Annotated in this window: 25 protein-coding genes; 19 read left to right on the top strand and 6 right to left on the bottom strand. The window is 69.7% G+C overall.

Translation table 11 applies throughout. From position 1 onward, the window contains the following. The first annotated feature begins 183 nt into the window (after positions 1 to 183). The 5 genes from AWQ71_RS00410 to AWQ71_RS00390 all read left to right on the top strand — a co-directional run bounded on the left by AWQ71_RS00410 (position 184) and on the right by AWQ71_RS00390 (position 6,285). Positions 184 to 1,305 carry a polyamine ABC transporter substrate-binding protein gene (locus tag AWQ71_RS00410; protein WP_084258251.1) on the top strand — a complete coding sequence of 374 codons (1,122 nt, stop codon included), beginning with the start codon at positions 184 to 186 and terminating at the stop codon, positions 1,303 to 1,305. Between the two features lie 426 nt (positions 1,306 to 1,731). Then, entirely contained in the window at positions 1,732 to 4,824 is a 3,093-nt protein-coding gene (locus AWQ71_RS00405; RefSeq protein WP_169806488.1) for a sensor histidine kinase, read from the top strand. Further along, entirely contained in the window at positions 4,821 to 5,243 is a 423-nt protein-coding gene (locus AWQ71_RS00400) for a roadblock/LC7 domain-containing protein (protein ID WP_067124723.1), read from the top strand. The genes AWQ71_RS00405 and AWQ71_RS00400 overlap by 4 nt, the downstream gene beginning before the upstream one ends. 21 nt (positions 5,244 to 5,264) lie before the next feature. Further along, positions 5,265 to 5,702 (top strand): DUF742 domain-containing protein, encoded by a 438-nt coding sequence (locus tag AWQ71_RS00395; protein WP_084258247.1) that lies wholly within the window; start codon positions 5,265 to 5,267, stop codon positions 5,700 to 5,702. Beyond that, entirely contained in the window at positions 5,683 to 6,285 is a 603-nt protein-coding gene (locus AWQ71_RS00390) for a GTP-binding protein (protein WP_084258245.1), read from the top strand. Before AWQ71_RS00395 ends, AWQ71_RS00390 begins: the two co-directional genes overlap by 20 nt. A 43-nt stretch (positions 6,286 to 6,328) precedes the next feature. Here the strand turns inward: AWQ71_RS00390 and AWQ71_RS00385 are convergent, their stop codons facing one another. From AWQ71_RS00385 to AWQ71_RS00365, 5 genes are read right to left on the bottom strand one after another with little or no spacing between them, the layout of a single operon-like run. Then, positions 6,329 to 7,327 carry a methyltransferase gene (locus tag AWQ71_RS00385; protein WP_067124721.1) on the bottom strand — a complete coding sequence of 333 codons (999 nt, stop codon included), beginning with the start codon at positions 7,325 to 7,327 and terminating at the stop codon, positions 6,329 to 6,331. After that, the gene (locus AWQ71_RS00380; RefSeq protein ID WP_067124718.1) at positions 7,324 to 8,115 is read right to left on the bottom strand and encodes an ABC transporter ATP-binding protein; all 792 of its coding nucleotides are present in this window, start codon (positions 8,113 to 8,115) and stop codon (positions 7,324 to 7,326) included. Before AWQ71_RS00380 ends, AWQ71_RS00385 begins: the two co-directional genes overlap by 4 nt. Positions 8,116 to 8,124: 9 nt before the next feature. After that, positions 8,125 to 8,913, bottom strand: a complete 789-nt coding sequence (locus tag AWQ71_RS00375) for an ABC transporter permease (protein ID WP_067124715.1) — start codon at positions 8,911 to 8,913, stop codon at positions 8,125 to 8,127. Then, positions 8,910 to 9,683: an ABC transporter permease gene (locus tag AWQ71_RS00370; RefSeq protein ID WP_067124712.1), complete on the bottom strand. Its 774-nt coding sequence runs from the start codon at positions 9,681 to 9,683 to the stop codon at positions 8,910 to 8,912. Before AWQ71_RS00370 ends, AWQ71_RS00375 begins: the two co-directional genes overlap by 4 nt. A gap of 19 nt (positions 9,684 to 9,702) precedes the next feature. After that, positions 9,703 to 10,695: an ABC transporter substrate-binding protein gene (locus AWQ71_RS00365; protein ID WP_067124708.1), complete on the bottom strand. Its 993-nt coding sequence runs from the start codon at positions 10,693 to 10,695 to the stop codon at positions 9,703 to 9,705. Between the two features lie 415 nt (positions 10,696 to 11,110). Here AWQ71_RS00365 and AWQ71_RS00360 point away from each other — a divergent pair, with 415 nt between their 5' ends. The 5 genes from AWQ71_RS00360 to ffh all read left to right on the top strand — a co-directional run bounded on the left by AWQ71_RS00360 (position 11,111) and on the right by ffh (position 16,984). Then, positions 11,111 to 13,903: a sensor histidine kinase gene (locus AWQ71_RS00360; protein WP_245658040.1), complete on the top strand. Its 2,793-nt coding sequence runs from the start codon at positions 11,111 to 11,113 to the stop codon at positions 13,901 to 13,903. Continuing rightward, complete coding sequence (locus AWQ71_RS00355) at positions 13,900 to 14,325, top strand: roadblock/LC7 domain-containing protein (RefSeq protein ID WP_067124701.1); 426 nt, start codon at positions 13,900 to 13,902, stop codon at positions 14,323 to 14,325. The genes AWQ71_RS00360 and AWQ71_RS00355 overlap by 4 nt, the downstream gene beginning before the upstream one ends. Before the next feature lie 2 nt (positions 14,326 to 14,327). Beyond that, a complete protein-coding gene (locus tag AWQ71_RS00350; protein WP_067124698.1) occupies positions 14,328 to 14,711 on the top strand; it encodes a DUF742 domain-containing protein in 384 nt (127 codons plus the stop codon). A gap of 19 nt (positions 14,712 to 14,730) precedes the next feature. Beyond that, positions 14,731 to 15,288, top strand: a complete 558-nt coding sequence (locus AWQ71_RS00345) for a GTP-binding protein (RefSeq protein ID WP_067125931.1) — start codon at positions 14,731 to 14,733, stop codon at positions 15,286 to 15,288. A 148-nt stretch (positions 15,289 to 15,436) separates the two neighbouring features. Further along, positions 15,437 to 16,984: a signal recognition particle protein gene (gene ffh, locus AWQ71_RS00340; protein WP_067124695.1), complete on the top strand. Its 1,548-nt coding sequence runs from the start codon at positions 15,437 to 15,439 to the stop codon at positions 16,982 to 16,984. Positions 16,985 to 17,071: 87 nt separating this feature from the next. On the opposite strand, the gene AWQ71_RS00335 is transcribed toward ffh, so the two are convergent. Further along, the gene (locus AWQ71_RS00335; protein WP_067124693.1) at positions 17,072 to 17,746 is read right to left on the bottom strand and encodes a DUF4232 domain-containing protein; all 675 of its coding nucleotides are present in this window, start codon (positions 17,744 to 17,746) and stop codon (positions 17,072 to 17,074) included. A gap of 236 nt (positions 17,747 to 17,982) precedes the next feature. On the opposite strand from AWQ71_RS00335, the gene rpsP reads away from it, so the two are divergent. The 9 genes from rpsP to AWQ71_RS00290 all read left to right on the top strand — a co-directional run bounded on the left by rpsP (position 17,983) and on the right by AWQ71_RS00290 (position 23,483). Beyond that, a complete protein-coding gene (gene rpsP, locus AWQ71_RS00330) occupies positions 17,983 to 18,444 on the top strand; it encodes a 30S ribosomal protein S16 (RefSeq protein WP_067124690.1) in 462 nt (153 codons plus the stop codon). Position 18,445: 1 nt separating this feature from the next. After that, positions 18,446 to 18,688 (top strand): RNA-binding protein, encoded by a 243-nt coding sequence (locus tag AWQ71_RS00325; protein WP_067124687.1) that lies wholly within the window; start codon positions 18,446 to 18,448, stop codon positions 18,686 to 18,688. A gap of 78 nt (positions 18,689 to 18,766) precedes the next feature. Next, complete coding sequence (gene rimM / locus AWQ71_RS00320; RefSeq protein WP_067124684.1) at positions 18,767 to 19,285, top strand: ribosome maturation factor RimM; 519 nt, start codon at positions 18,767 to 18,769, stop codon at positions 19,283 to 19,285. Then, a complete protein-coding gene (trmD, locus tag AWQ71_RS00315) occupies positions 19,286 to 20,173 on the top strand; it encodes a tRNA (guanosine(37)-N1)-methyltransferase TrmD (protein WP_067124681.1) in 888 nt (295 codons plus the stop codon). A gap of 201 nt (positions 20,174 to 20,374) precedes the next feature. Continuing rightward, the gene (gene rplS / locus AWQ71_RS00310; RefSeq protein ID WP_067124678.1) at positions 20,375 to 20,740 is read left to right on the top strand and encodes a 50S ribosomal protein L19; all 366 of its coding nucleotides are present in this window, start codon (positions 20,375 to 20,377) and stop codon (positions 20,738 to 20,740) included. Positions 20,741 to 20,850: 110 nt separating this feature from the next. After that, positions 20,851 to 21,714, top strand: a complete 864-nt coding sequence (gene lepB, locus AWQ71_RS00305; protein ID WP_067124675.1) for a signal peptidase I — start codon at positions 20,851 to 20,853, stop codon at positions 21,712 to 21,714. A gap of 16 nt (positions 21,715 to 21,730) precedes the next feature. Then, entirely contained in the window at positions 21,731 to 22,324 is a 594-nt protein-coding gene (gene lepB, locus AWQ71_RS00300; RefSeq protein ID WP_067124672.1) for a signal peptidase I, read from the top strand. A gap of 70 nt (positions 22,325 to 22,394) precedes the next feature. After that, positions 22,395 to 23,120 (top strand): ribonuclease HII, encoded by a 726-nt coding sequence (locus AWQ71_RS00295; RefSeq protein WP_084258384.1) that lies wholly within the window; start codon positions 22,395 to 22,397, stop codon positions 23,118 to 23,120. Positions 23,121 to 23,159: 39 nt separating this feature from the next. Next, positions 23,160 to 23,483: a DUF2469 domain-containing protein gene (locus AWQ71_RS00290; RefSeq protein ID WP_030511723.1), complete on the top strand. Its 324-nt coding sequence runs from the start codon at positions 23,160 to 23,162 to the stop codon at positions 23,481 to 23,483. Positions 23,484 to 23,581: the final 98 nt, after the last annotated feature.

Here is a 23,581-nt window from a genome sequence, read left to right as displayed (position 1 = left end):
GTCCGATTTCTGACCAGGGTCACAAGTCGCACCGTGTTGAACACGGATTCAAATCAGGTCGCCCACTGATCGCTAACACTGTCCGATAAGTCTTGCTTAAACCTGGTTGGGGCTGCAACACTCCTCCTTTGGCCTGCCCTTTGCAGAGCTCTCGAAGATCTGAATCCCGAAGGAGTTACGGTCGTGTCCCGTACCCGGTACACCCGCCGTCTTCCGGCTGCCGCCATCGTGGCCGGTCTTGCCCTCGCCCTGGCAGCATGCGGCTCGGAGGGCACAGGAGCCGGGGCGGCTCCCGCCGCGTCCGCCGACAAGCTGGACCCCAACGCGGACCTGAAGCAGCAGAAGCTCAACATCACCATCTGGGATGGCTACTCGCCCAAGGACCTTCCGGACAGGGTTAAGCAGAAGCTCGGCTTCCCCATCAACATCGCTATCCACGACACCAACGAGACGGCGATGGCCAAGCTCACCGCGTCGGCGGACAGCGGCTTCGACGTCGCCTTCGTCTCCGGTCAGTACGCCCAGGCGCTCAACGAGCAGGGTCTGCTCGAGCCGCTGCACCACGAGCTGATCCCCAACCTCGCGAACCTCTACCCCGAGGCGTCCGAGCTGTCGTACGACAAGGGCAACAAGTTCTCGGTCCCCTACACCTGGGGCACCACCGGCATCTGCTACCGCAGCGACCTGGTGAAGACGGCGCCGACGAGCTGGAACGACATCCTCGACCCGGCGCCGGAGTACAAGAAGAAGGTCACGATGATGACCACCGAGCGCTGGCTGGCCCTGCCGGCCCTGAAGTCGCTCGGCTACTCCATCAACACCGCCGACGACGGCCAGATCGCCAAGGCGAAGGATCTTCTCCTCAAGGCGAAGAGCAACCTCCTCGCGTACGACGACACGACGTTCGGTGACCGGCTCAAGTCCGGCGAGGCCGTCATGGTCGAGGCGTGGGACGGTTGGTGCCCGGAGAACGAGAAGAACATCAAGTTCACGGTGCCGAAGGAGGGCAGCGACCTCTGGGCGGACACCATGGTGATCTTGAAGACCTCCAAGAACAAGGAGGCGGCGCACGCCTTCATCAACTACATCCTGGACCCCGAGATCCACAGCTGGCTGGCCGAGAACATCATGTACAAGGCCCCCAACAAGGCCGCGATGGAGAAGGTCAACCCGGCCACCATCCAGTCGTTCCCGTCGCTCAAGATGACCCCGGCCGACCTGCTCCAGGGTGAGTCGATCATCGACCTGGGCGCCGACTCGGCCAAGTACACCCGCCTGGCGACCGAGATCGCGGCGCAGCAGTGATCCTCCGCGGCTGACCTCGCGCGTGAACGCATGGACCGGCGCCTCCCTTCAGGGGGGCGCCGGGACCGTTACAACGCAAGATCCGGCCGATATGGATCGCTCGGACGGACCCAAATGTGGTCCCAAACATCCCGTTCTGAGGGAATAAGGCCACGATTGAGCGCGGTGCGCGTTTGGCCGATCTGGTAATGGTGTGTTCCAATTACCCTCGCTTCAATGAGGTCCCAGGCGTCACAGCCGCATCGCGGCTGGGGGCCATGGCTGCGCGTATATGACTTCGGCAAGAGGTTGCGAAAACCCGTGAGTACTCAAGAACCCAAGGCTGTCCCGCAGCCGGAGGCCGCACCGGCTTCCATGCCGGCCTCCGAGCCGGCGTCCAAGCGCGCTTCCGGGGACGGCGGTTGGTTCCGGCTGGGGAACTGGAGGGTGCGGTCCCGACTCATCGCGCTCATCCTGCTGCCCACGGTCGTCGGTGTGCTCCTCGGCGGCATCCAACTCGCCGACGCGGTCAACACATCGGTCCAATACCGGCGCATCAACGAGGTCGCGGGTCTGGTCCAGGCCGTGGGCGCCCTCTCGCACGAAGTCGCGGTGGAGCGCGACTACACCGCCTGGTACACGGCGACCAACCGAAGGCTCACCCGGCTGACCCAGGTGAAGAACATTCGGCAGGAGACCGACAAGGCCAAGCGGGCCGTCGTCGACAAGATCCAGCAGCTCGACAGCGGCCACTCCGCTCGTGTGCGGAACCGGGTCGAGGACATGCAGCGCTGGATGGACGGCCTCCCCGGTCTCCGTAAGCAGTTCGACTCCAACGGTGTTCCCGCCCGAGCCGTCCTCGGCACGTACAAGAGCATGATCGAGGTGCTCAACGGGCTGTCCGACGAGCTGCGCACCGCGACCGGCAGCGACCGGATGTTCGCCGACGGTGTCGCCCTCGGCGCGCTCACCCGCGCCCAGGAGCAGCTCGCCCGGCAGCGCGGCATCCTCACCGTCGGCCTCGCGGAGAAATCGTTCACCAAGGACGACCTCGCCAACTTCCTCGGAGCCCGCCAGGCGCAGGAAAGCAACTTCGAGACGTTCCAGAGGGAAGCCTCGGCCGACGACGCCAAGTTCTACGCGCAGACGGTCAAGGGCATCCCGATCGAGAAGGCGTACTCCCTCCGAGCCGGCGCCCTCGCCCAGATGCGTGAGTACGACCGGATCATCGACCTGGACCACACCCGCACCGACGACCTGCGCCTGTGGTTCGAGACGATGACCACGACCGTGGACAAGATGAACGCCGTCGAGCAGCGCCTCGCCGGGTCCGTCGTGGCGCAGACGCAGGCCATGGCCGACGACGAGCAGCGCCGCGCGATCATCTCCGGTTCCGCGATCCTCCTGCTCCTCGGCCTGATGCTGCTGATCACCACCGCGGTCGCCGGTTCGCTCACCCGGCCGCTGCGCCGCCTGCGCCGCGAGGCCCTGGAGATCGCCGGTTCGCGGCTGCCGCGCACGGTCCAGATGCTGCGCGAGTCGCAGGACGAGTCGCTCAAGGTCGAGGTCGCGCCGATCCAGGTCACCACTCGCGACGAGATCGGTGAAGTCGCCCGGGCCTTCGACGAGGTCCACCAGGAGGCCATCCGCCTGGCGGGTGACGAGGCCCGGCTGCGTAGCAACGTCAACTCGATGTTCGTGAACCTCTCCCGCCGTACGCAGACGCTGGTGGAACGCCAGCTCGCCCTGATCGACGGGCTGGAGCAGGGCGAGCAGGACGAGAACCGTCTCGGCAACCTGTTCAAGCTGGACCACCTGGCGACCCGCATGCGCCGCAACAGTGAGAACCTGCTGGTCCTCGCGGGCCAGGAGCCGGCCCGCCGGTGGGGCCAGCCGGTCCCGGTCGTCGACGTCGTCCGCGCCTCCCTCTCCGAGGTCGAGAGCTACGAGCGGGTGAGCCTGCAGGTGACCGCGGGCGGCGCGGTCGTCAGCCAGGCCGTCAACGACGTCGTCCACCTCGTCGCGGAGCTGGTCGAGAACGCCATCTCGTTCTCCCCCCGCGAGACGAAGGTCGTCGTGTCGAGCAACCGCATCGACGGCGGCGGACTCATGATCTCCGTCAGCGACCTGGGCATCGGCATGACCGCCGAGGAACTGGCCCAGGCCAACTGGCGGCTGGCCAACCCGCCGGTCGTGGACGTGTCGGTGTCCCGGCGCATGGGCCTGTTCGTGGTCGGCCGCCTCGCGCTGCGCCACGGCATCCGGGTGCAGCTCCGTCAGCAGGACGCGGGCGGCCTCACCGCCATGGTGCTCCTGCCCGAGGCGCTGCTCGGCCAGCAGGGCGGACCGGCCTTCCCCGGCATGCCGCCGGCCGAGCCCGCCGCGCAGTTCGGCGCCCAGTTCGACGCCGCCGCGTTCGGCGCGGCCCCGGCGCTGGGCAGCCCGACGTCCTTCGACGCCCCGAAGCGCACGCCGGTGATCGGCTCGGACGCGCCGGGAGTCGGCGCCCCCGGCGCCGACCCGTTCGAGCGCGGCCCGTTCGACACCTTCGGCCGGGACAAGGAGCCGTTCGCCAAGAGCACGTTCGGTTCCGAGGGTCCCCGGGAGCCGGAGCCGCCGGCGCGCGACGCCTTCGAGGCGCCGGCCGCCCGTGACCCGTTCGATGCTCCCGCCACCGGGCGGAACCCGTTCGACCCGCCGCCCGCGACCACACGTAATCCGTTCGACCCGCCTCCGTTCGAGCGCGGTGCGGACTCCGATTCCTTCGGGACGGGCCCGTTCGCCGCGGGCGCCCCGGAGCCGGAGCCGTTCGCGCCCAACCTCTTCGATCCGCCTCCGTTCGAGCGTGGCAAGGCCACCGGAGCCCCCGTCGACACGCCGTGGCCCGGGCACCTGCCCGCGCCGGGCAGCTCCTCCTGGCCCACCCCGCCCGGGGACTCCGGCGGCTGGCCGGTCGCCCCCGCGACGGGGGACGCCTCCGGAACCGGAGCGTTCGAGTCGGACTCGGACAACACCGGCCCCCTCCCGGCGATCCGCAACTCGCCGATGGAGGACCAGCCGGAGGAGTTCCTGCCGATATTCGCGGCGGTCGAGTCCGACTGGTTCAGGAAGGTCGAGCCCGGTACGGAGGAGGCCGTGAAGGACGCCGACGAGGAAGTCCGCGAGGCCGGCGAGGCCGACGCGCGGCAGTGGTCGTCCCCGGCCGACGCGGGATGGCAGGCCGCCAAGGCCGCCAGCGACCCGTCGCTCGGTGGGGTCACCTCCTCCGGCCTGCCCAAGCGGGTCCCCAAGGCCAACCTGGTCCCGGGATCCGCGTCGGCGATCGCCTCCAGCGGGGCGGCGGCGTCTGCGACGCCGGCACCCCCGCCGCCCGCCCCATCGCTCTCGCCCGACCGCGTACGCAACCGGCTGTCGAGCTTCCAGCAGGGCATCCGGCAGGGACGCGCGGTGGCGCGAGGAGAGGTCAGCGGTGAGCAGGGTTATCCAGGGGCGTCGCCGTTCATCGGTGGCGGCTCTGACACTGACAAGGAGGACGCATGAGGGAGATGAGCCAGGCGGCTCGCGGCATCAACTGGCTGATCACTGACTTTGTGGGCAACGTTCCCGGCGTGGCCCACACGGTGGTGGTGTCGGCGGACGGTCTGCCGCTGGCGTTCTCCGATGGGTTCCCGAAGGACCGGGCGGACCAGTTGGCGGCCGTGGCGGCCGGGTTGATCAGCTTGACGCAGGGCGCCTCTCGGGTGTTCGAGGGTGGCCCGGTCACGCAGACCGTGGTGGAGATGCAGCGCGGGCTGCTTCTGATCATGTCGATCAGTGACGGGTCGTGTCTTGCGGTCCTCGCGTCCGCGGACTGCGACATGGGTCTGGTGGCGTATCAGATGACGCTGCTGGTGGATCGTGCGGGACAGGTGCTTACCCCCGCGGTACGCGCCGAGCTCCAAGCGTCCCACCCCAGATAAAGGCGACGACAGGAGGACGTTGTGGCAGGCGGCGGCTGGACGGACGAGCCCTACCCGCCGGTGGACGACGCCCACCGGCGCTATGGCGGGACGAACCCGATTCCCCAACCCGGGCCGGCGGAGCCGAGTTCACTGGTACGCCCATACGCGGTGACCGGTGGGCGTACGGCACCGCGTCTCCAACTCGCCATGGAGGCGCTCGTGTCCTCCATGACCTCGACTCACCAGGATCTGTCCACCCTCCCGCCGGAGCGGCAGGCGATCATCACGCTCTGCCGCCAGATCAGGTCCGTGGCGGAGGTCTCGGCGATGCTGCGGATCCCGCTGGGCGTGACCCGCGTGGTGATCTCCGACATGGCGGCGGAGGGGCTGGTGCACGTGCACCAGCCGCAGTTGGACGCTGGTAAGCCGGATCTGAACTTGCTTGAAAGGGTGCTCAGTGGACTTCGCAGGCTCTAGCCAGGGCTCTCAGCGGGGCCTGACTTCGACGAAGATCGTGGTGGCGGGCGGTTTCGGCGTGGGTAAAACCACGTTCGTCGGCGCGGTCTCGGAGATCATGCCGCTCACGACCGAGGCGGTGATGACCGACGCCAGCGCCGGCATCGACGACGTCGGTCTGGTGCCGCACAAGACCACGACGACGGTCGCGATGGACTTCGGCCGCGTCTCCCTGGACCAGGACCTGATCCTCTATCTGTTCGGTACGCCCGGTCAGCACAGGTTCTGGTTCATGTGGGACGACCTCGTACGCGGCGCCATCGGCGCCGTCGTGCTGGTCGACACGCGGCGGCTGGCGGACAGCTTCCCCGCGGTCGACTACTTCGAGGAGGCCCAGCTCCCGTTCGTCGTCGGCGTCAACGGCTTCGACGGGCAGTACCCGCACAGCGAGAACGAGGTCCGCGAGGCGCTGAGCCTCTCCGCGCACGTCCCGATCGTGCGGACCGACGCCCGCACCCGCGAGTCGGTCAAGACCACGCTCATCACGCTGGTCGAGCACGCCCTCACCATGCGGGTCGCCGTACCCGGCTGGGGCGGCCGCTGACCGAGCCCCGGCACGCGTACGCGCGCGCCGGGGCCGGCGTCCGTCAGGCGGGCAGTGCCTCGATCAGGCTCGCGCCGGCCGGCAGCGGCAGCACGCGGGAGAGCGCCAGGCCGGAGGTGGCGAGCAGCTCCGCGTACTCGCCGCGGGTGCGTTCCCTGCCACCGTGCAGGGCGAGCATCCGCAGGTCGACCTCCTTGCCGATGTGCGGGGAGTCGTCGTCGGGCAGCACCATCTCCAGCAGCAGCACCCGTCCGTCCGCGGGCATCGCCGCGCGGACGTTGCCCAGGATCCGCAGGGCGTCCTCGTCGCTCCAGTTGTGGATGATGCTCGCCAGCAGGTAGGCGTCGGCCGCGGGCACACCGGTGAAGAAGTCACCCGGCGCCAGTTCGCACCGCTCGCCGAAGCCCCGCGCCTCCAGCGACGCGCGGGCCCCCTCCACCACGTGCTCCCGGTCGAAGAGCACGCCGCGCACCGTGGGATGGGCCGCGAGCACCGCGGCGAGCAGGTGCCCGTTTCCGCCGGCCACGTCAACGAGGGTCTTCACGTCCGAGAAGTCGTAGTCCGCCGCGAGCGCCGCCCCGATCGGCACGGCCCGGGTCTCCATGTAGTCGTTGAACTCCCGCGCCGCCTCCGGACGCGCCGCCAGGTAGTCGTAGTACGGCCCGTTCCGTTCCACGAACACCGACCTGCCCCGCCGTACGGACTCGGGGAGCAGGCCGAGCGCCTGCCAGTAGCCCTCCTCCGCCATCACGCGCACGGCCGGCCGCATGCTGCCCGGTACGTCGCCGCGCATCACCTGGCCGGCCTCGGTCAGCTCGTACACGTGCGGAGCGACTGAGCGCACCACGCCTATGGCGGCGAGCTCGCGCATGACCCGGCCGAGGGCCGTGGCGTCCGCGTCGCAGAGGGCGGCCAGGTCGGTCACGCCGAGCGGGCCGGCGGCCAGGTGGTCGGCGCAGCCCAACTCGGCCATGGCGGCGAGGGCGCCGAACCGGGAGAGGCCGACGATGGCGTCCCAGACGGGCCCGGTGGAGTCGATCACTTCTTCTCCAGAACTGAGGTGGATTCGGTGGTGTGGCCGGTGCCGCCGCCCCGGACGAGGCGGCCGACCTCGGCGCGCAGCCGGACGAAGGCGTCGAGCTGCCTGGTCGCGATCTGGTCCCGGATACGGCCGAGATCGATCACCAGGTCGGCCGCGACGACCGTCGGCGACTTGGTGAGCACGACGACCCGGTCGCCGACGTACACGCTCTCGTCGATGTCGTGGGTGATCAGCAGGATCGTCATGCCGTGGTGGGCGCACACGTTCAGGACCAGGTCTTCCAGGTCCTCGCGGGTCTGCGCGTCCACGGAGCCGAAGGGCTCGTCCATGAGCAGCAGCGACGGCCGGTAGGCGAGCGCCCGCGCGATGGACACGCGCTGCTGCATCCCGCCGGACATCTCCCACGGGTACTTGTTCCCCGCGTCGGCGAGCCCGACCTGGTCGAGGGCGGCCATCGCGGCCTCCCTGCGCTGCTTGCGGTCCAAGCCCTTGCGCCGCAGCGGAAGCGCGACGTTGTTCGCCGCCGACATCCACGGGAAGAGCGACCGGCTGTAGTCCTGGAAGACGATCGCCAGGTCGTCCGGCGTCCGTTCGACCGGCTGGCCGCCGAGTGTGATGCGCCCTCCGGACGGTCTGATCAGCCCGGCGACGGAACGCAGCAGCGTGGACTTCCCGCACCCCGACGGGCCGACGACGCTGACCAGCTCGCCCTCGGCCACGGAGAGGCTCACCCCGCCCAGCACGCGGTGCGGGCCGTACGAGTGGACCAGATCGGTGATCTTGAGCACGGGACCTTCCTAGGTAGTCTGCCTGGCACCCCGGTGCCAGGCCAGCACCCGCCGTTCCACCAGCAGGAACGCGGAGTTGAGCAGGTACCCGAGCACGCCGAGCAGCACGATGCAGCCCCACATGTCCGGATAGAGGTAGCTGCGCTGGGTGTAGAGCAGCCGGTAGCCGATCCCGTCGGTGCCCGCGAAGATCTCGGCGATGACCATGAGGATCAGCGCGAGGGAGAGCGCGAGCCGCAGCCCGGCGAAGATCTTGGGCAGCGCGGACGGCAGGATGACCCGCCACAGGCGTTGGGCCGCCGACAACCCGAAGATCCGAGCGGTCTCCAGATGCTGGCGGTCCACCGTGCGCGCGCCGTCGATCGTGTTGAGCAGGATCGGCCAGATCACCCCGAAGACGATCGTGGCGAGCTGGGCCGGGGTGCCGAGCTTCAGCAGGGCCAGGAAGAACGGCACGAGCAGTGGCGGTGGAACGGCCCGGCCGAACTGGATCAGCGGGTTCACATAGTCGGACAGCCGGGGCGAGCACCCGATGGCGATCCCGGCGGCGACGCCGATGACCGCGGTGAGCAGCCAGCCGGAGAACAGCCGGGCCATGCTGGGGCCGAGGTCGGCGAGCGCGCCGTCCGTCAGCAGGAGCCGGGACGGCGGGCCGGAGAACCACATCTCGTGCATCCGCGCGAGGACGGCCGACGGGGGAGGGAAGAACGGCTGCTCCGCCGCGCGCGTGACGACCTCCCACGCCACGAGCACTACGGGCACGAGCCACAGACGGCCGAGAGCCGCGATCACCTTCATCGGGCGCCTCCCGTACGGACGTGGTGCCAGCGGAAGAGGCGGCGTTCCACCGCCACCATCACGACGTCGGCGACCAGGCCGAACAGGCCGGCCCACAGGGTGGCGGCCAGCATGAGGTCGATCCGGCTGCCGCTCGCCGCCTCGGTGATGTAGACGCCGACGCCCTCGGAGCCCCCGGCCATCAGCTCCGCGCTGATCGCCAGGATGACGGCGATGCCGGACGCGACGCGGATCCCGGTGGCGATGAACGGCGCGGCGCTGGGCAGCGCGACCCGGGCCAAAACCGGGATCGGACCGAAACCGAAACTCCGCAGCGTCTCCTTGGCGAGCGGGTCCACGTCCTTCAGGCCGTAGATCGTGTTGATCAGCACCGGCCAGGACGCCGCGTACACGATGACCGCCAGCTTCAGGTGCAGGTTGTCACTGAAGAGCAGGATCGCCAGCGGGATGACCGCGACCGAGGGGATCGGCCGGAGGAACTCGATCAGCGGGCGCACCGCCGCCTCGGCCCGGGGCAGCGTGCCGAGCAGCAGCCCGGCGGGTACGGCCAGCGCGACCGTGAGCAGCAGCCCGAGAGCCCAGACGGTGAGTGTGGCGCCGGCGTCGGCGAGGAAGTCGGGGTCGGCGACCAGGCCGGCCGCCGCGCCGAGCACCACGGACATGCGCGGCAGGAACCGGTCGTCGACCAGCCCGCTCAGCCCGACGAGCTCGGCGACGGCGAGGAACCCCGCGACGCCGGCGGCGCCGCGGAGCACTCGTGCGTAGTTCATGATCTGAGGGTCGTCTCCGTCAGCTCGCCGGAGGAGCGACCATTATGGACTTCACGTCGAAGTCGCTCTTGAGGTAGCCGTACTCCTTCATGAGGGCCGCCACCCGTTCGAGCCGGGTCTCGCTCAGGGACGTGGGGTAGGAGCCGAGGGCGATGACCGCCGCGGTGGCCGCGTCGATCTTCGTGTAATCCGGAAGGACCTCTTCCACGATCTTTCGGTCGTTCGCCACGAGTTCCTGCGCCTTTCCGAGTGCGCGCTGGAATGCGGCCATGGTTTTCGGGTATTTATTGGCGACCGATTCTGTCGTCAGCCACCCGGCGACCGGAAGGTCCTGAGTGGGGCCGGCCATCTCGTCGGAGATGATTCGTCCACCCGCCTTCGACTCCACGGTGATAAACGGCTCGACCATAGCGGCAGCATCGACCTGACCGTTTTCCAGGGCGGCCGGCATGTCCGGATAGTTCTTCTCGACGAACTGGTCCTGCGTGGCCGTCACCCCGGCCACCTTCATCTGCACCTCGGCGGTGAACTGGCTCACGTTCCTGAACGTGTTTACCGCGATCTTCTTGCCCTTGAGGTCGGCGGCCGTTTTGATCGGGGAGTCCTTTTTCACCATGATGACGAAGGCCCCGGGCGCCGCGCCGTAGCTGTCGGCGACGTACTTGAACTTGCCCGCGCCGCTCTCCTGGGCGAGGAAGGTGCCGATGTAGGCGCCGAGCGTGAGGTCGATGCTGCCGCCGAGCAGCTTCTGGATGCCGACCGCGCCGCCCGCGACGACCTCGGGCTTGATCTCGAGCCCTTCCTCCTTGAAGAAGCCCCTCTTGATCGCGACCTGCAGCGGAGCGATGTCGGGGACCGGGATTGTGCCCACGACCAGCGTGGTCTTCTCCAGTCCGCCGCCGGCCGCGGCGCCGTCCGAAGACGGTGATGAGGTCTTATCTGAACCGCCGCAGGCGGCGAGGGCCAGCATGGCCGCAACGCCGACGGCGAAGGTTCGACCCATAAGTCGCATGGAGTCTCCTTGGCATGGGAAGAGGCGCGCCCGGCCGGGGACGATGATCGCGGAAGGCGGGCGACGGGCGAGAAGCGTACAGCAGCCTAAACTTCTTAACAGGGAAGAAGTCGCCTATGTCGCCAAACTTGTCAATAAATCCACTATGTCCGATAATCGGCGGATGGCGAATTGGACCGGTTCCGCGCCAGGTCCCGGATTCGGGCGCGAGTCGCTCTCGCTGGTCCGTCCCAGGTGTCGCTCTCCGCGCTCCCTCTCCCTCGCATTCGGCGGGCCTTTGGAGCGGTCTAAAATGGCCGATCGGTTTGGTTAATTCAGCCCTTTGTGCTCAAATTGCCCCTGACTCGTGGCAGGTTTCCCGAGCGAACCCCCTGCAAAGCCCTTTTGGAAAGACCAGCGCGAGAGGTTGCGACCTGTGAGGACAGCAACGATCGAGAGCGGTCGCCGCGCCGAGCCGAGTCCGCCCGGCGAGCCGGTCGCCGGCGGTCCGCTCACCGCGAGCACATCGGAACCGGAAACCGGCAGCCACTGGGCGTTGAAGAACTGGCGCGTGCGCACCCGTCTGCTCGCGCTGATCGTGCCGCCCACCCTGATCGCGATGCTCCTCGGCGGCTTCCGTGTGTCCGGCTCCATCGCCGAGGCCGCCGAATATCAGCGGGTCCGTCAGGCGATCGAGCTGGTCGGCAGCATCGGGGCGCTCACGCACGAGCTCCAGCTCGAACGCGACATGTCCATCCGCTACGTCGCGCTCAACCGCCGCAGCGGCGCCTTCCTCTCGCCCGTACGCCGCCAGCAGGGCACCGTGGACACCGCCGTCGAGCAGGTACGGGTCAAGATGCAGGCCGCCGACGACGCCTTCGGCGGCATCGGCCGGCAGGATGTGGTCCGCGCCCGGGGCCGGCTGGGGGAGATGCCCGCCCTGCGGGAGACCGTGCTGGAGAGCCAGCTTCCGCCGCTGCCCGCGATCACCAAGTACTCCATCCTCGTCTCCGACCTGCTCCGCCTGTACGACACCGCCGCCGAGGGGGTCGTGGACGAGGAGCTCAACGCGAGCATCAAGGCGCTCGGCTCCCTCGTCCGCGCCAAGGAAGAGGTGTCCAAACAGCGGGCGCTGCTGGCCGTCGGACTGGCCCGCCAGCAGCTCGACCCCGCCGAACTGGACGCGTTCACCGCGGCCCGCGCCGGTCAGGAGAGCGAGCTCGCCGGGTTCTTCGCCGAGGCGAGCACCGCACAGCGGCAGTTCTACAGCGACACGGTGACCGGCCAGAAGATCGACCGCGCCGCGTTCCTGGCCCAGCGCGCCCTCTCCATGGCGAAGTCCGGGCGGCTGATCCGCGCGCTCGACCGCGGGTCCGACGAGCAGCGGTGGTTCGACGCGGCCAGCTTCCAGACCGACAGCATGCGCAAGGTCGGCGACGCGCTGACCGACACCATCATCGCCAAGAGCACCGCGCTGGAGCAGAAGGCCCGCTCCGGCGCCGTCTCCAACATCATCCTCGTGATCGGGCTCCTGCTGGTCGTCGTGCTCATCACCACCGTCATGGCCCGATCGCTCGTACGGCCGCTGCGCCGGCTGCGCACCGAGGCCCTGGAGATCGCCGGGCAGCGCCTGCCGGAGACCGTCCAGCGGTTGCGCGAGTCCGAGAACGCGGACGGTCCGCCACCGGTCCAGCCGCTCGGCGTCGCCTCGGCCGACGAGGTCGGCGAAGTGGCGCGGGCCTTCGACGAGGTCCACCGCGAGGCCGTCCGGCTGGCCGGCGACGAGGCGCGGCTCCGCAGCAACATCAGCGCCATGTTCGTGAACCTCTCCCGCCGTACGCAGACCCTGGTCGAGCGGCAGATCGCCCTGATCGACGGGCTGGAGCAGGGCGAGCAGGACGAGAACCGTCTCGGCAACCTGTTCAAGCTGGACCACCTGGCGACCCGCATGCGCCGCAACAGTGAGAACCTGCTGGTCCTCGCGGGCCAGGAGCCGGCCCGCCGGTGGAGCCGGCCGGTCGAGGTCACCGACGTCGTACGCGCCTCCCTCTCCGAGGTCGAGGGCTACGAGCGCGTCGTGATCAACGTGCCGTCCGAGGTCGCGCTCGCCGGACAGGCCGTCAACGACGCCATCCACCTGCTCGCCGAGCTCGTCGAGAACGCGCTCTCCTTCTCCTCACGCGACACGCGGGTCATCGTCTCGGGCAACCGCATCGACGGCGGCGGCGTGATGATCTCGATCACCGACTCGGGCATCGGCATGGCCCAGGAGGAGATCTCCCAGGCCAACTGGCGGCTGGCCAACCCGCCCGTCGTGGACGTGTCCGTGTCCCGGCGGATGGGCCTCTTCGTGGTCGGCCGCCTCGCGCTGCGCAACGGCATCCGCGTGCAGCTCCGGCCGCACGACAGCGGCGGGCTCACCGCGATGGTGCTGCTGCCGGAGTCCCTCGTCGGGCACCACGAGCCTCCCGCCCAGTCGCACGCCGGCGCCTTCGCGGGCGCGATGGCCGGGCACGCCGCCGCGTACGCCGCGCCGCAGGAGGCCGGCGTGTGGGGCGCGCCGCCCGACCCGTCCGCCTGGGCCGGCCCGCCCGACCAGCCCTCCTGGAGCGGCCCGATCGACCCCTCTCCCTGGTCCGCCGCCTCAGGCGGCGGACCAGGCGAGCGGTCCGACGTGGTCTCCGGCGGCTGGCAGCCGCCCGGCGCCGCGATACCGCCCCAGGACACCCCGATCCGGATGCGGCCCAGGCGCGACCTCGGCGCCGAGGACGCCACCGGGCCGCTGCCCGCGCTGTCCGACCTGCCCATGGAGGCGGAGCCCGAGGAGTTCCTGCCGATCTTCGCCTCGGTGGAGTCGGCCTGGTTCCGCCGGACGCCCACGTCCGAGGACGACCCGGAATGGGGACGCCAGGAGAACGTGGAGGCGGGCTGGCAGGCCGCCGACGCCGCGGTGCGCCAACCGGCCTCCGAGGGGAGCACCTCCTCCGGCCTGCCCAAGCGGGTTCCGCGGGCCAACCTCGTCCCCGGCACCGCCGGCACCGCCGGCACCTCCGGCACCGCCGCTTCCGGCGGCCCGGTGGCCTCCCCGCCGCCCGCCCTGTCCGCCGACCGCGTACGCAGCCGGCTCTCCAGCCTGCAGCGCGGCGTACAGCAGGGACGCGCGGTGGCCCGAGGCGAACTGAGCGAGGACCAGGGATATCCCGGCCCGACCAATGTGGAGGACGCATGAGAGAGATGAGCCAGGGGGCTCGCGGCATCAACTGGCTGATCAGTGACTTCGTGGGGTCGGTCCCCGGAGTCGCGCACGCGGTGGTGGTGTCGGCCGACGGCCTGCCGCTGGCGTTCTCCGACGGCTTCCCCCGGGACCGGGCCGACCAGCTCGCCGCGGTCTCCGCCGGCTTGATCAGCCTGACCCAGGGCGCCTCGCGCGTGTTCGAGGGCGGCGCGGTCAACCAGACGGTGGTCGAGATGCAGCGCGGGCTACTACTGATCATGTCCATCAGCGACGGCTCGTGTCTCGCCGTGCTCGCGTCCGCGGACTGCGACATGGGTCTGGTGGCCTACCAGATGACGCTGCTGGTGGATCGTGCGGGACAGGTGCTCACGCCCGCCGTACGTGCCGAGCTCCAGGCCTCAAACCCGAGGGGCTGAGCATGGACCAATGGGGGCAGCCGTACGGCGGTGCCCCGCTTCCCCAGGAGCCCTCCTCGCCGGTGCGCCCGTACACCGTCACGGGAGGCCGCACGGCTCCCCGCATGCAACTCGCCCTGGAGGCCCTGGTCTCCTCGGCCACGTCCACACACCTCGATCTTTCCGGCCGCCCGCCGGAATACCGCGCGATCAGCTCCTTGTGCCGCCAGGTGAGATCGGTGGCGGAGGTCTCGGCGCTGCTGCGGATCCCGCTGGGGGTCGTCCGCGTGGTGATCGCGGACATGGTGGCCGAGGGCCTGGTGCACGTGCACCAGCCCCAGTTGGACGCGGGCAAGCCGGATCTGAACTTGCTTGAAAGGGTGCTCAGTGGACTTCGCAGGCTCTAGCCAAGGCTCTCAGCGGAGCCTGACCTCGACGAAGATCGTGGTGGCCGGCGGTTTCGGTGTGGGAAAGACCACGTTCGTCGGGGCGGTCTCGGAGATCGTGCCGCTCACGACCGAGGCGGTGATGACGGACGCGTCCAAGGACATCGACGACGTCGGCCTGGTGCCGCACAAGACCACGACGACGGTCGCGATGGACTTCGGCCGGGTCTCCCTGGACCAGGACCTGATTCTTTACCTGTTCGGCACGCCCGGTCAGCACCGGTTCTGGTTCATGTGGGACGACCTCGTACGCGGTGCGATCGGGGCGGTGGTCCTGGTCGACCCGCGGCGGCTGGCGGACAGCTTCCCCGCGGTCGACTACTTCGAGGAGGCCCGGCTCCCGTTCGTCGTCGGCGTCAACGGCTTCGACGGGCTGTACAGCCACTCGGAGGAGGAGCTGAGAGAGGCGCTCACGATCTCCTCCCGGGTCCCCGTCGTACGGACCGACGCCCGCAACCGGGAGTCGGTCAAGAGCACGCTCATCACGCTGGTCGAGCACGCGCTCACCACCCACGTCGGCAGCCGCGGCGGCTGGTGACACCCCACGCTCGCGGCGCGCGGCCCGCCCCCGGCGCCGACGCCGGGGACCGGCCGCGCGATCCCGGCTCGGGCACGCATCCCGTACGTGCGGCTAGTCTGGGGGGCGAGCTCTTTACCGTCCACTCGCTTCGAGGCTGGCCAAACACGTGTTCGAGACGCTTTCCGACCGGCTGACTTCGGTCTTCTCCTCCCTGAGGTCCAAGGGCAGGCTTTCCGACGCCGACATCGACGCGACCTGCCGCGAGATCCGCATCGCCCTGCTCGAGGCGGACGTCGCGCTGCCGGTGGTCAAGGCATTCGTCGCCCAGGTCAAGGAGCGGGCGCGCGGAGTCGAGGTCTCCCAGGCACTGAACCCCGCCCAACAGGTCGTCAAGATCGTCAACGACGAGCTGATCGAGATCCTGGGTGGCGAGACCCGGCGGCTCCGCTTCGCCAAGAACCCGCCGAGCGTCATCATGCTGGCGGGTCTGCAGGGTGCCGGTAAGACGACCCTCGCGGGCAAGCTCGCCAGGTGGCTGCGCGACCAGGGGCACACGCCGCTGCTCGTCGCCTGCGACCTGCAGCGCCCCAACGCGGTCCAGCAGCTCGCCGTGATGGCCGAGCGCGCGGGCGTCGCGGTTTACGCGCCCGAGCCCGGCAACGGCGTCGGCGACCCCATCGCCGTCGCCCGGCAGTCGCTCGACCACGCCAGGCGGCAGCAGCACGACATCGTCGTCATCGACACCGCCGGCCGCCTGGGCATCGACCAGGAGATGATGAAGCAGGCCGCGGACATCCGCGACGCGGTCACCCCCGACGAGGTGCTGTTCGTCGTCGACGCCATGATCGGCCAGGACGCGGTGAGCACCGCCCAGGCGTTCATGGACGGCGTCGGCTTCGACGGCGTCGTGCTGACCAAGCTCGACGGCGACGCCCGCGGCGGCGCCGCGCTGTCGGTGCGGCACATCACCGGCCGTCCGATCATGTTCGCGTCCACCGGCGAGAAGATCGAGGACTTCGACGCCTTCCACCCCGACCGCATGGCCGGCCGGATCCTCGACATGGGTGACATCCTCACCCTGATCGAGCAGGCGCAGAAGACCTTCGACGAGGCCGAGGCCGCCAAGATGGCGGGCAAGCTCGCCTCCGGTGAGGGCTTCACGCTCGACGACTTCCTCGAGCAGATGATGATGGTCCGCCGCATGGGCCCGATCAAGAACCTGCTCGGCATGATGCCCGGCATGGGGCAGATGCGCGACCAGCTCAACCAGGTCGACGACAAGGACCTCGACCGCATCGCGGCGATCATCCGGTCGATGACGCCGGGTGAGCGGCAGGAGCCCAAGATCATCAACGGCTCGCGCCGGGCCCGCATCGCCAAGGGCTCCGGTGTCACGGTCACCGAGGTGAACAACCTCGTCGTCCGCTTCTTCGACGCGCAGAAGATGATGAAGCGCATGTCCCAGGGCCTGGGCATCCCCGGCCTGCCGGGCAAGGGCAAGGCGCAGAAGGCGCAGAAGGCCAAGAAGGGCCGCAGGGTCAGCGGCGACCCCCGCAAGGCCGGGCAGGGCAAGCCGCCCGCCGAGCCCGCCGCCGACATGGGCGGCGCGCCGGGGCTCGGCGCGCTCGGCCGGCTGGGCGCCGGTCAGCTCCCGCCGGGGCTGGAGCTGCCTCCGGGGTTCGACCCGTCCAAGCTGAAGTTCCCCAAGCAGTGACCCCGGCCGGGGCGCGTCGCTGATCGCGTCCTCGGGTGGCCGTCCCGGATCGCCGGGCCGGCCACCGAGACGGCCGGCGGGGCCCCGTCAGAGCTTGGTTCCCGGCTCCATCGGCCGGACGTCGATCTTCCCGTCGCCGCAGACCTCGGCGGCGAAGGGGATCTCCAGGTGCGCCACCTCGTCCGGCGGGATGATCATCAGCCGGGCCGAACGGGGACAGGAGGACTCCGTCCCGGACGGCACCACGGTCCAGTGCAGGCGCGCGTGCGCCCCCGCTCCCGGCCGCAGCGTCACGCGGCGCGGCTGGACGGACTCCCTGCGGGTCCTGGTCCGCAGGGCGTCCCCGTTGCCGTCGATCATGATCAGGCCGACGAATCCGTAGACCCAGCAGGTTCGGCTCCCGGTGTTGGTGAGCACCAGCGGCGCGTACCGCTGTCCCGCGCCCGCGTCGGTCGTGCCGACGCGCGCCTTCAGCGTGCCGGTACGGCATCGCCCGGCCGGCGCGGAGGCGAGGGCGGCGGCGGGGGCCGCCGGGGGAGCGGCGTGCGCCGCCGGGGCGGAGGCGTCCGCGGGCCCCACGGACCCGGGCGCGGCCGGGAGGCCCGAAGTCATGGCCGCCGCGGCCGCCGCGGACGGGATGTCGGAGCGCTCGGAGGAGCCGGACGCCCGGGAAGCCGCGGAGCCGCAGGCGGCGGAGAGCAGGAGGCCGGCCGCCACCGCCGAGGCGGCCGCCGCGCGGGAGGTGCGGTTGATTCGCTGCATGTCATGTTCGATGCCTGGCTGCGGCGTTTTGTTCAGCGCTTTCTCCAGGTCCGCAACCGGCTGGGGTGACGCCGAGCACCCTGGATCGTCTGGCAGAATGTCATGTTGGAACATCGTGGCCAGGCGGGTGCCCTCTCACCCCCGCCGGTCGCGCCTGTCCCTCGAGCGGGTTCCCATCGTGCCCCACTCGATGTGACACCGCTCACTCGCGCTCTGAAGCAGGAGAGACCACACCCGTGGCAGTCAAGATCAAGCTCAAGCGGCTCGGCATGATCCGCAACGCGCAGTACCGCATCGTCGTCGCCGACAGCCGCACCAAGCGTGACGGCCGTGCGATCGAGGAGATCGGTCTGTACCACCCGAAGGAGAACCCCTCGCGCATCGAGGTCAACTCCGAGCGGGCGCAGTACTGGCTGGGCGTCGGCGCGCAGCCGACCGACCCGGTCCTGAAGCTCTTCAAGCTCACCGGCGACTGGCAGCAGTTCAAGGGCGAGCCCGCTCCGGCGCCGCTCCTGGTCGCCGAGCCGAAGCCCGACCGTCACGCCCTCTACGAGGCCGCGGCCAAGGAGGCGCTGTCCGCTGACACCGCCGGCGCCGCCACCACGCCCAAGAAGGCCAAGAAGACCGTGAAGGCCGACGAGGCCGCCGACGTCACCGAGGCCCCGGCCGGCGAGGAGAAGTCGGAAGGCGAGGCCTGAGGTGCTCGAGGAGGCCCTCGAGCACCTGGTCAAGGGCATCGTCGAGCATCCTGACGATGTCCGGGTTCGCGCTCGCCGCATCCGCACCGGGCGCGTCCTCGAGGTCCGGGTCCATCCCGACGACCTCGGCAAGGTCATCGGTCGCGGGGGCCGTACGGCCAAGGCGTTGCGCACCGTCGTGAACGCGCTTGCCGACGGCAATTACGTCCGGGTCGACCTGGTCGACCTGAACGAGGCCCGTTAAGAAGAACCTCACAGCCGGGGGACCCTCGCCAGGGGGTCCCCCGGCTTGCTTTCCGGCACGATCGAAGGAAGACGAGAAGTGCAGCTAGTCGTTGGCAGGATCGGCCGACCGCACGGGGTCCGCGGTGAGGTCACCGTCGAGGTGCGCACCGACGACCCGGAGCTGCGCTTCGCCCCGGGAACGGCTCTCGCCACCGACCCCGCCTCCGCCGGGCCGGTGGAGGTCGAGGGCGCCCGCTGGCACAAGGACATCCTGCTGCTCAGCCTGGTCGGCGTGGACGACCGCGACGCCGCCGAGGCGCTGCGCGGGACGCTGCTCGTGATCGACTCGGCCGACGTGCCGCCGTCCGAGGACCCCGACGAGTTCAGTGACCACCAGCTCATCGGGCTCTCCGTGGTCACCGCGGGCGGCGATCCGGTGGGCGAGGTCGCCGACGTGCTGCATCACGGCCAGGACCTGCTCGTCGTGCGCCGCCCGTCCCGCGGCGAGGCGTACGTGCCGTTCGTCAAGGCGCTGGTCCCCGAGATAGACCTGGAGAAGGGCGTGCTCGTGGTGGACGCGCCTCCCGGGCTGCTGGACCTCGACGAGGCCGAGTAAATGCGCGTCGACGTCATCTCGATCTTCCCGGAGTACTTCGCTCCGCTGGACGTCTCGCTCATGGGCAAGGCGCGCGACCGCGGCATCCTCGACATCCACCTCCACCAGCTCCGCGACTGGACGCACGACGTGCACCGGACCGTGGACGACACGCCGTACGGCGGCGGGCCCGGCATGGTGATGAAGCCCGAGGTCTGGGGTGAGGCGATCGACGTGGTCATCGCCGAGGCCCTCGCCGGGGCAGCCGACGCCGCCGGACCGTCCGTGCCGGGTGCCGGGGAAGCGCGTGCCGGCCTGGGTGTCCCGGGAGAAGCCGGGGATGAGGCGGCGCACGAGGGCCTCCTCCTGCCGCGGATGATCGTGCCGACGCCGAGCGGGCGGCCGTTCACCCAGGAAGTGGCGCTGGAGTACGCCAAGGAGCCCTGGCTGCTGTTCGCCCCGGCCCGCTACGAGGGCATCGACTCCCGCGTCATGGCCGAGTACGGCTCCCGCCTGCGGGTGGACGAGGTGAGCATCGGCGACTACGTCCTCGCCGGCGGCGAGGCGGCCGTGCTGGTCATGGTCGAGGCCGTCGGCCGGCTGCTGCCCGGCGTGCTCGGCAACGCGGCCTCGGTGGCGGACGACTCGTTCGCGCCGGGCGCGATGGAGAACCTGCTCGAAGGTCCCGTCTACACCAAGCCGCCCTCCTGGCGCGGCCACGACGTGCCGGAGATCCTCCTGTCCGGGCACCACGGGAAGATCGCCCGCTGGCGTCGCGACGAGGCGCTGCGCCGTACGGCGGCGAAGCGGCCCGAGCTGCTCGCCCGGCTCGACCCGGAGGGCCTCGACAAGCGCGACCGGCAGGTTCTCGACGAGATCCGCGGGCGGGCGGACACGTCCGGAGGTTGACCGATGGGCGCTTCGTTTCGCGTGACGGCCGAAGATATGGCAGACTGAATCGCTGCTGCCGACTTCACCGTGGCGGCACACGGCCGGGTGGAGATCCGGCCCCCAAGACGTATCAAGCCAAGCGCGCGTGTCCCCCTCGTCGTCGAGCCAGACTCGGCCGGGTGGACCTCCGTGCGCCCATGTCAATGAGGAACCGCTGTCATGCACACGCAGATCCAGGAGCTCGAGAAGGCTGCCCTCCGCAGCGACGTACCGGCTTTCCGTCCGGGTGACACGCTGGAGGTCCACGTCCGCGTCGTCGAAGGCAACCGGTCCCGTATCCAGGTGTTCAAGGGCTTCGTCCTTCGCCGCCAGGGTGGCGGTGCCCGCGAGACCTTCACTGTCCGCAAGATCAGCTACGGCGTCGGCGTCGAGCGCACCTTCCCGGTGCACAGCCCGGTCATCGAGAAGATCGTGGTCGTGACCCGCGGTGACGTCCGTCGCGCCAAGCTGTACTACATGCGCGACCTGCGCGGTAAGGCCGCCCGCATCCGCGAGAAGCGCGACGCCGCTCCGGCCGCCAAGTAAGGCGATCGACATGATGGCCCGTACCCCAGGGGTGCGGGCCATTTTCTTTTCCGTGCCTATGTCGCGTCGGCGACGGTCACGGTCAGGGACATCATCTAGGCTCGACAGCGATGACTAGCGAGACGCCGGATGCGGGCACGCGCCGCTCGGCCGAGGACGGGGTGGACGTGGTCGCGGAAGACACCCAGCAGGCAGCCGGAGACGGCAAGGAGAAGAAGAGCTCCTTCTGGAAGGAGCTGCCGGTTCTCATTGTGGTCGCCCTCGTGCTGGCCTTGCTCATCAAGTCCTTCGTGGTCCAGGCGTTCTACATCCCGTCCGAGTCGATGGAGAACACCCTGCTGGTCAACGACCGGGTCCTGGTCAACAAGCTCGTCTACCACGTGCGCGACATCGAGCGCGGCGACACGGTGGTCTTCTCCGGGGTCGATTCCTGGGAGGGCGAGGTGCCCCAGGAAAAGCCGTCGAATCCCGTCGCCGGGTTCTTCCGCTGGGTCGGCACCTCGTTCGGGCTGATCCCGGGCGAGAAGGACTACATCAAGCGGGTCATCGGGGTCCCCGGCGACACGGTGAAGTGCTGCGACGTCCAGGGACGGATCACCGTCAACGGGACGCCGATCGACGAGAAGTCCTACCTCTATCCCGGCGACGCGCCCTCGCTGTCGAACTTCGAGGTCAAGGTGCCGGAGGGGCGGCTCTGGGTGATGGGCGACCATCGGTCCGTCTCGCTGGACTCGCGGTCCCACCAGGGCGACCCGGGCGGCGGCACCATCCCCATCGAGCAGGTGATCGGCCGGGCGTTCGTCATCGTGTGGCCGTTCGACCGGGCCAAGGTCCTGCCGATCCCCGAGACCTTCAACCAGCCCGCGCTGCACGCCGTCGGAGCGTTGGGCGACGACGCCGCGCCGGCGCTCCTGGGCTTCGTGGGTGCCGTCCCTCTCGTGGCTCTTAGACGTCGCCTACGCGCAAGGCGGTAACCTGCCGCAGGTGACCATGACCGAAGAGAAGGATCCCCCCGCCAGGAAGTCTTCCGGCTGGCGCGACTCCATCCTGTTCACCCTCGGCGGCATCGTTGTGGCCGTGCTCGTGCACCTGTTCGTGATGCAGTCGTTCTACATCCCGTCCGGGTCGATGGAGAACACGCTGCTGATCAACGACAGGGTCGCGGTGAACAAGCTCGCCTACGTCCTCGGAGATGTGGAGCGCGGCGACATCGTGGTCTTCAAGGGGTGGGACGGCGAGGACACCATCAAGCGGGTGATCGGCGTCGGCGGCGACACGGTGAAGTGCTGCGACGCCAAGCGCCGGATCACGGTGAACGGGACGCCGCTCGACGAGGAGAACGTTTACCTCTATCCCGATGTCTATCCGTCCAAGCAGCGGTTCGAGGTGAAGGTCCCCCCGGGCCGGGTCTGGTTGATGGGCGACCATCGGAACAACTCCCGAGACTCGCGTGAGTACATCGACGATCCATACAAGGGCACCATCTCCGAAGACGACCTGGTCGGCCGGGCGTTCATCCGGTACTGGCCGTTCTCCCGGTTCGGCCTCCTCTCGCGGCCGGAGACGTTCTCCAAGGTCCACTGATCGGCGGCGTCGTGCCTCTCGGCCGCTGCCGTACCGCCCGGACGGAATGGGGCGTACGCTGCTGTTCGTCATGACAGTTGCGTATCGCCCGCGGCCGAGCGTCGTCCGGCGGGATTCGGGACTTTACGGCTACGAGCGGGCACTGACCCGGCGAGGGTTCACGCCGGTCGCCGGCGTGGACGAGGCCGGGCGCGGCGCCTGCGCCGGACCGCTGGTCGTGGCCGCGGTCGTCCTCGGACGCGAGATCGACGGGCTGAGCGATTCCAAGCTGCTCACGCCCGCCAGGCGCGAGCGGCTGTTCGACCTGATCGAGGCCAGGGCGCGGGCGGTGAGCGTCGTCGTCATCCCGCCCGAGGAGATCGACGCCCGTGGGCTGCACAGGAGCAACGTCGACGGCATGCGCCGCGCCGTCGCGGGCCTCGGCATGGACGTGGGGTACGTGCTGATCGACGGCTTCCCCGTGCCGGGTCTGCCCGCGCCGTCGCTGGCGATCTGGAAGGGAGATCAGGTGGCCGCGTGCGTCGCGGCGGCCTCGATCGTGGCGAAGGTGACTCGGGACCGGCTGATGCGCTCTCTGGACGACGCCCATCCCGAGTACGGCTTCGCGATACACAAGGGATACGTGACGCCGGGCCATCGGAAGGCGCTGGCCGCGCACGGTCCCATCTCGCAGCACCGGTTCTCCTTCGTGAACGTCACCGGGACGCGCATGGGCGTCACCGTCGTGGTCGGTCGCGGTCTGACCGGGGAGGACGGGGAGATGCGAGAGAATGGAGCGGAGGCCGGTGTCGTCTGACCACGCGGCCTTGGTGGGGTGCGAAACAGGAGGACCGGAATGAGCGCAGAGGATCTCGAAAAATACGAGACCGAGATGGAGTTGCAGCTCTACCGGGAGTACCGCGACGTGGTCGGGCTCTTCACCTACGTCGTCGAGACCGAGCGGCGCTTCTATCTCACCAACTCCGTCGATCTCGACGTACGCACCGCTGAGAACGGCGACGTCTTCTTCGACGTGAAGATGCAGGACGCCTGGGTCTGGGACATGTACCGGCCGGCCAGGTTCGTCAAGAACGTCCGGGTTGTGACGTTCAAGGACGTCAACGTCGAAGAACTGGCCAAGCCGGACCTCGAGATGCCCAAGGAGGGCTTCTCCAGCTGACGACCGCTCCGTCGGCCCGGCATGGCCGCCACGGAGGGCACCCTGTGCGGGGCCGGCCACGGCCCCGCACAGGGTGCGGCCACGGCCCCGCACGCGGG

Source organism: Microtetraspora malaysiensis (assembly GCF_001528665.1).
Classification (GTDB): Bacteria; Actinomycetota; Actinomycetes; order Streptosporangiales; family Streptosporangiaceae; genus Microtetraspora_A; species Microtetraspora_A malaysiensis.
This window is presented reverse-complemented; position numbering and strand designations above follow the sequence as displayed.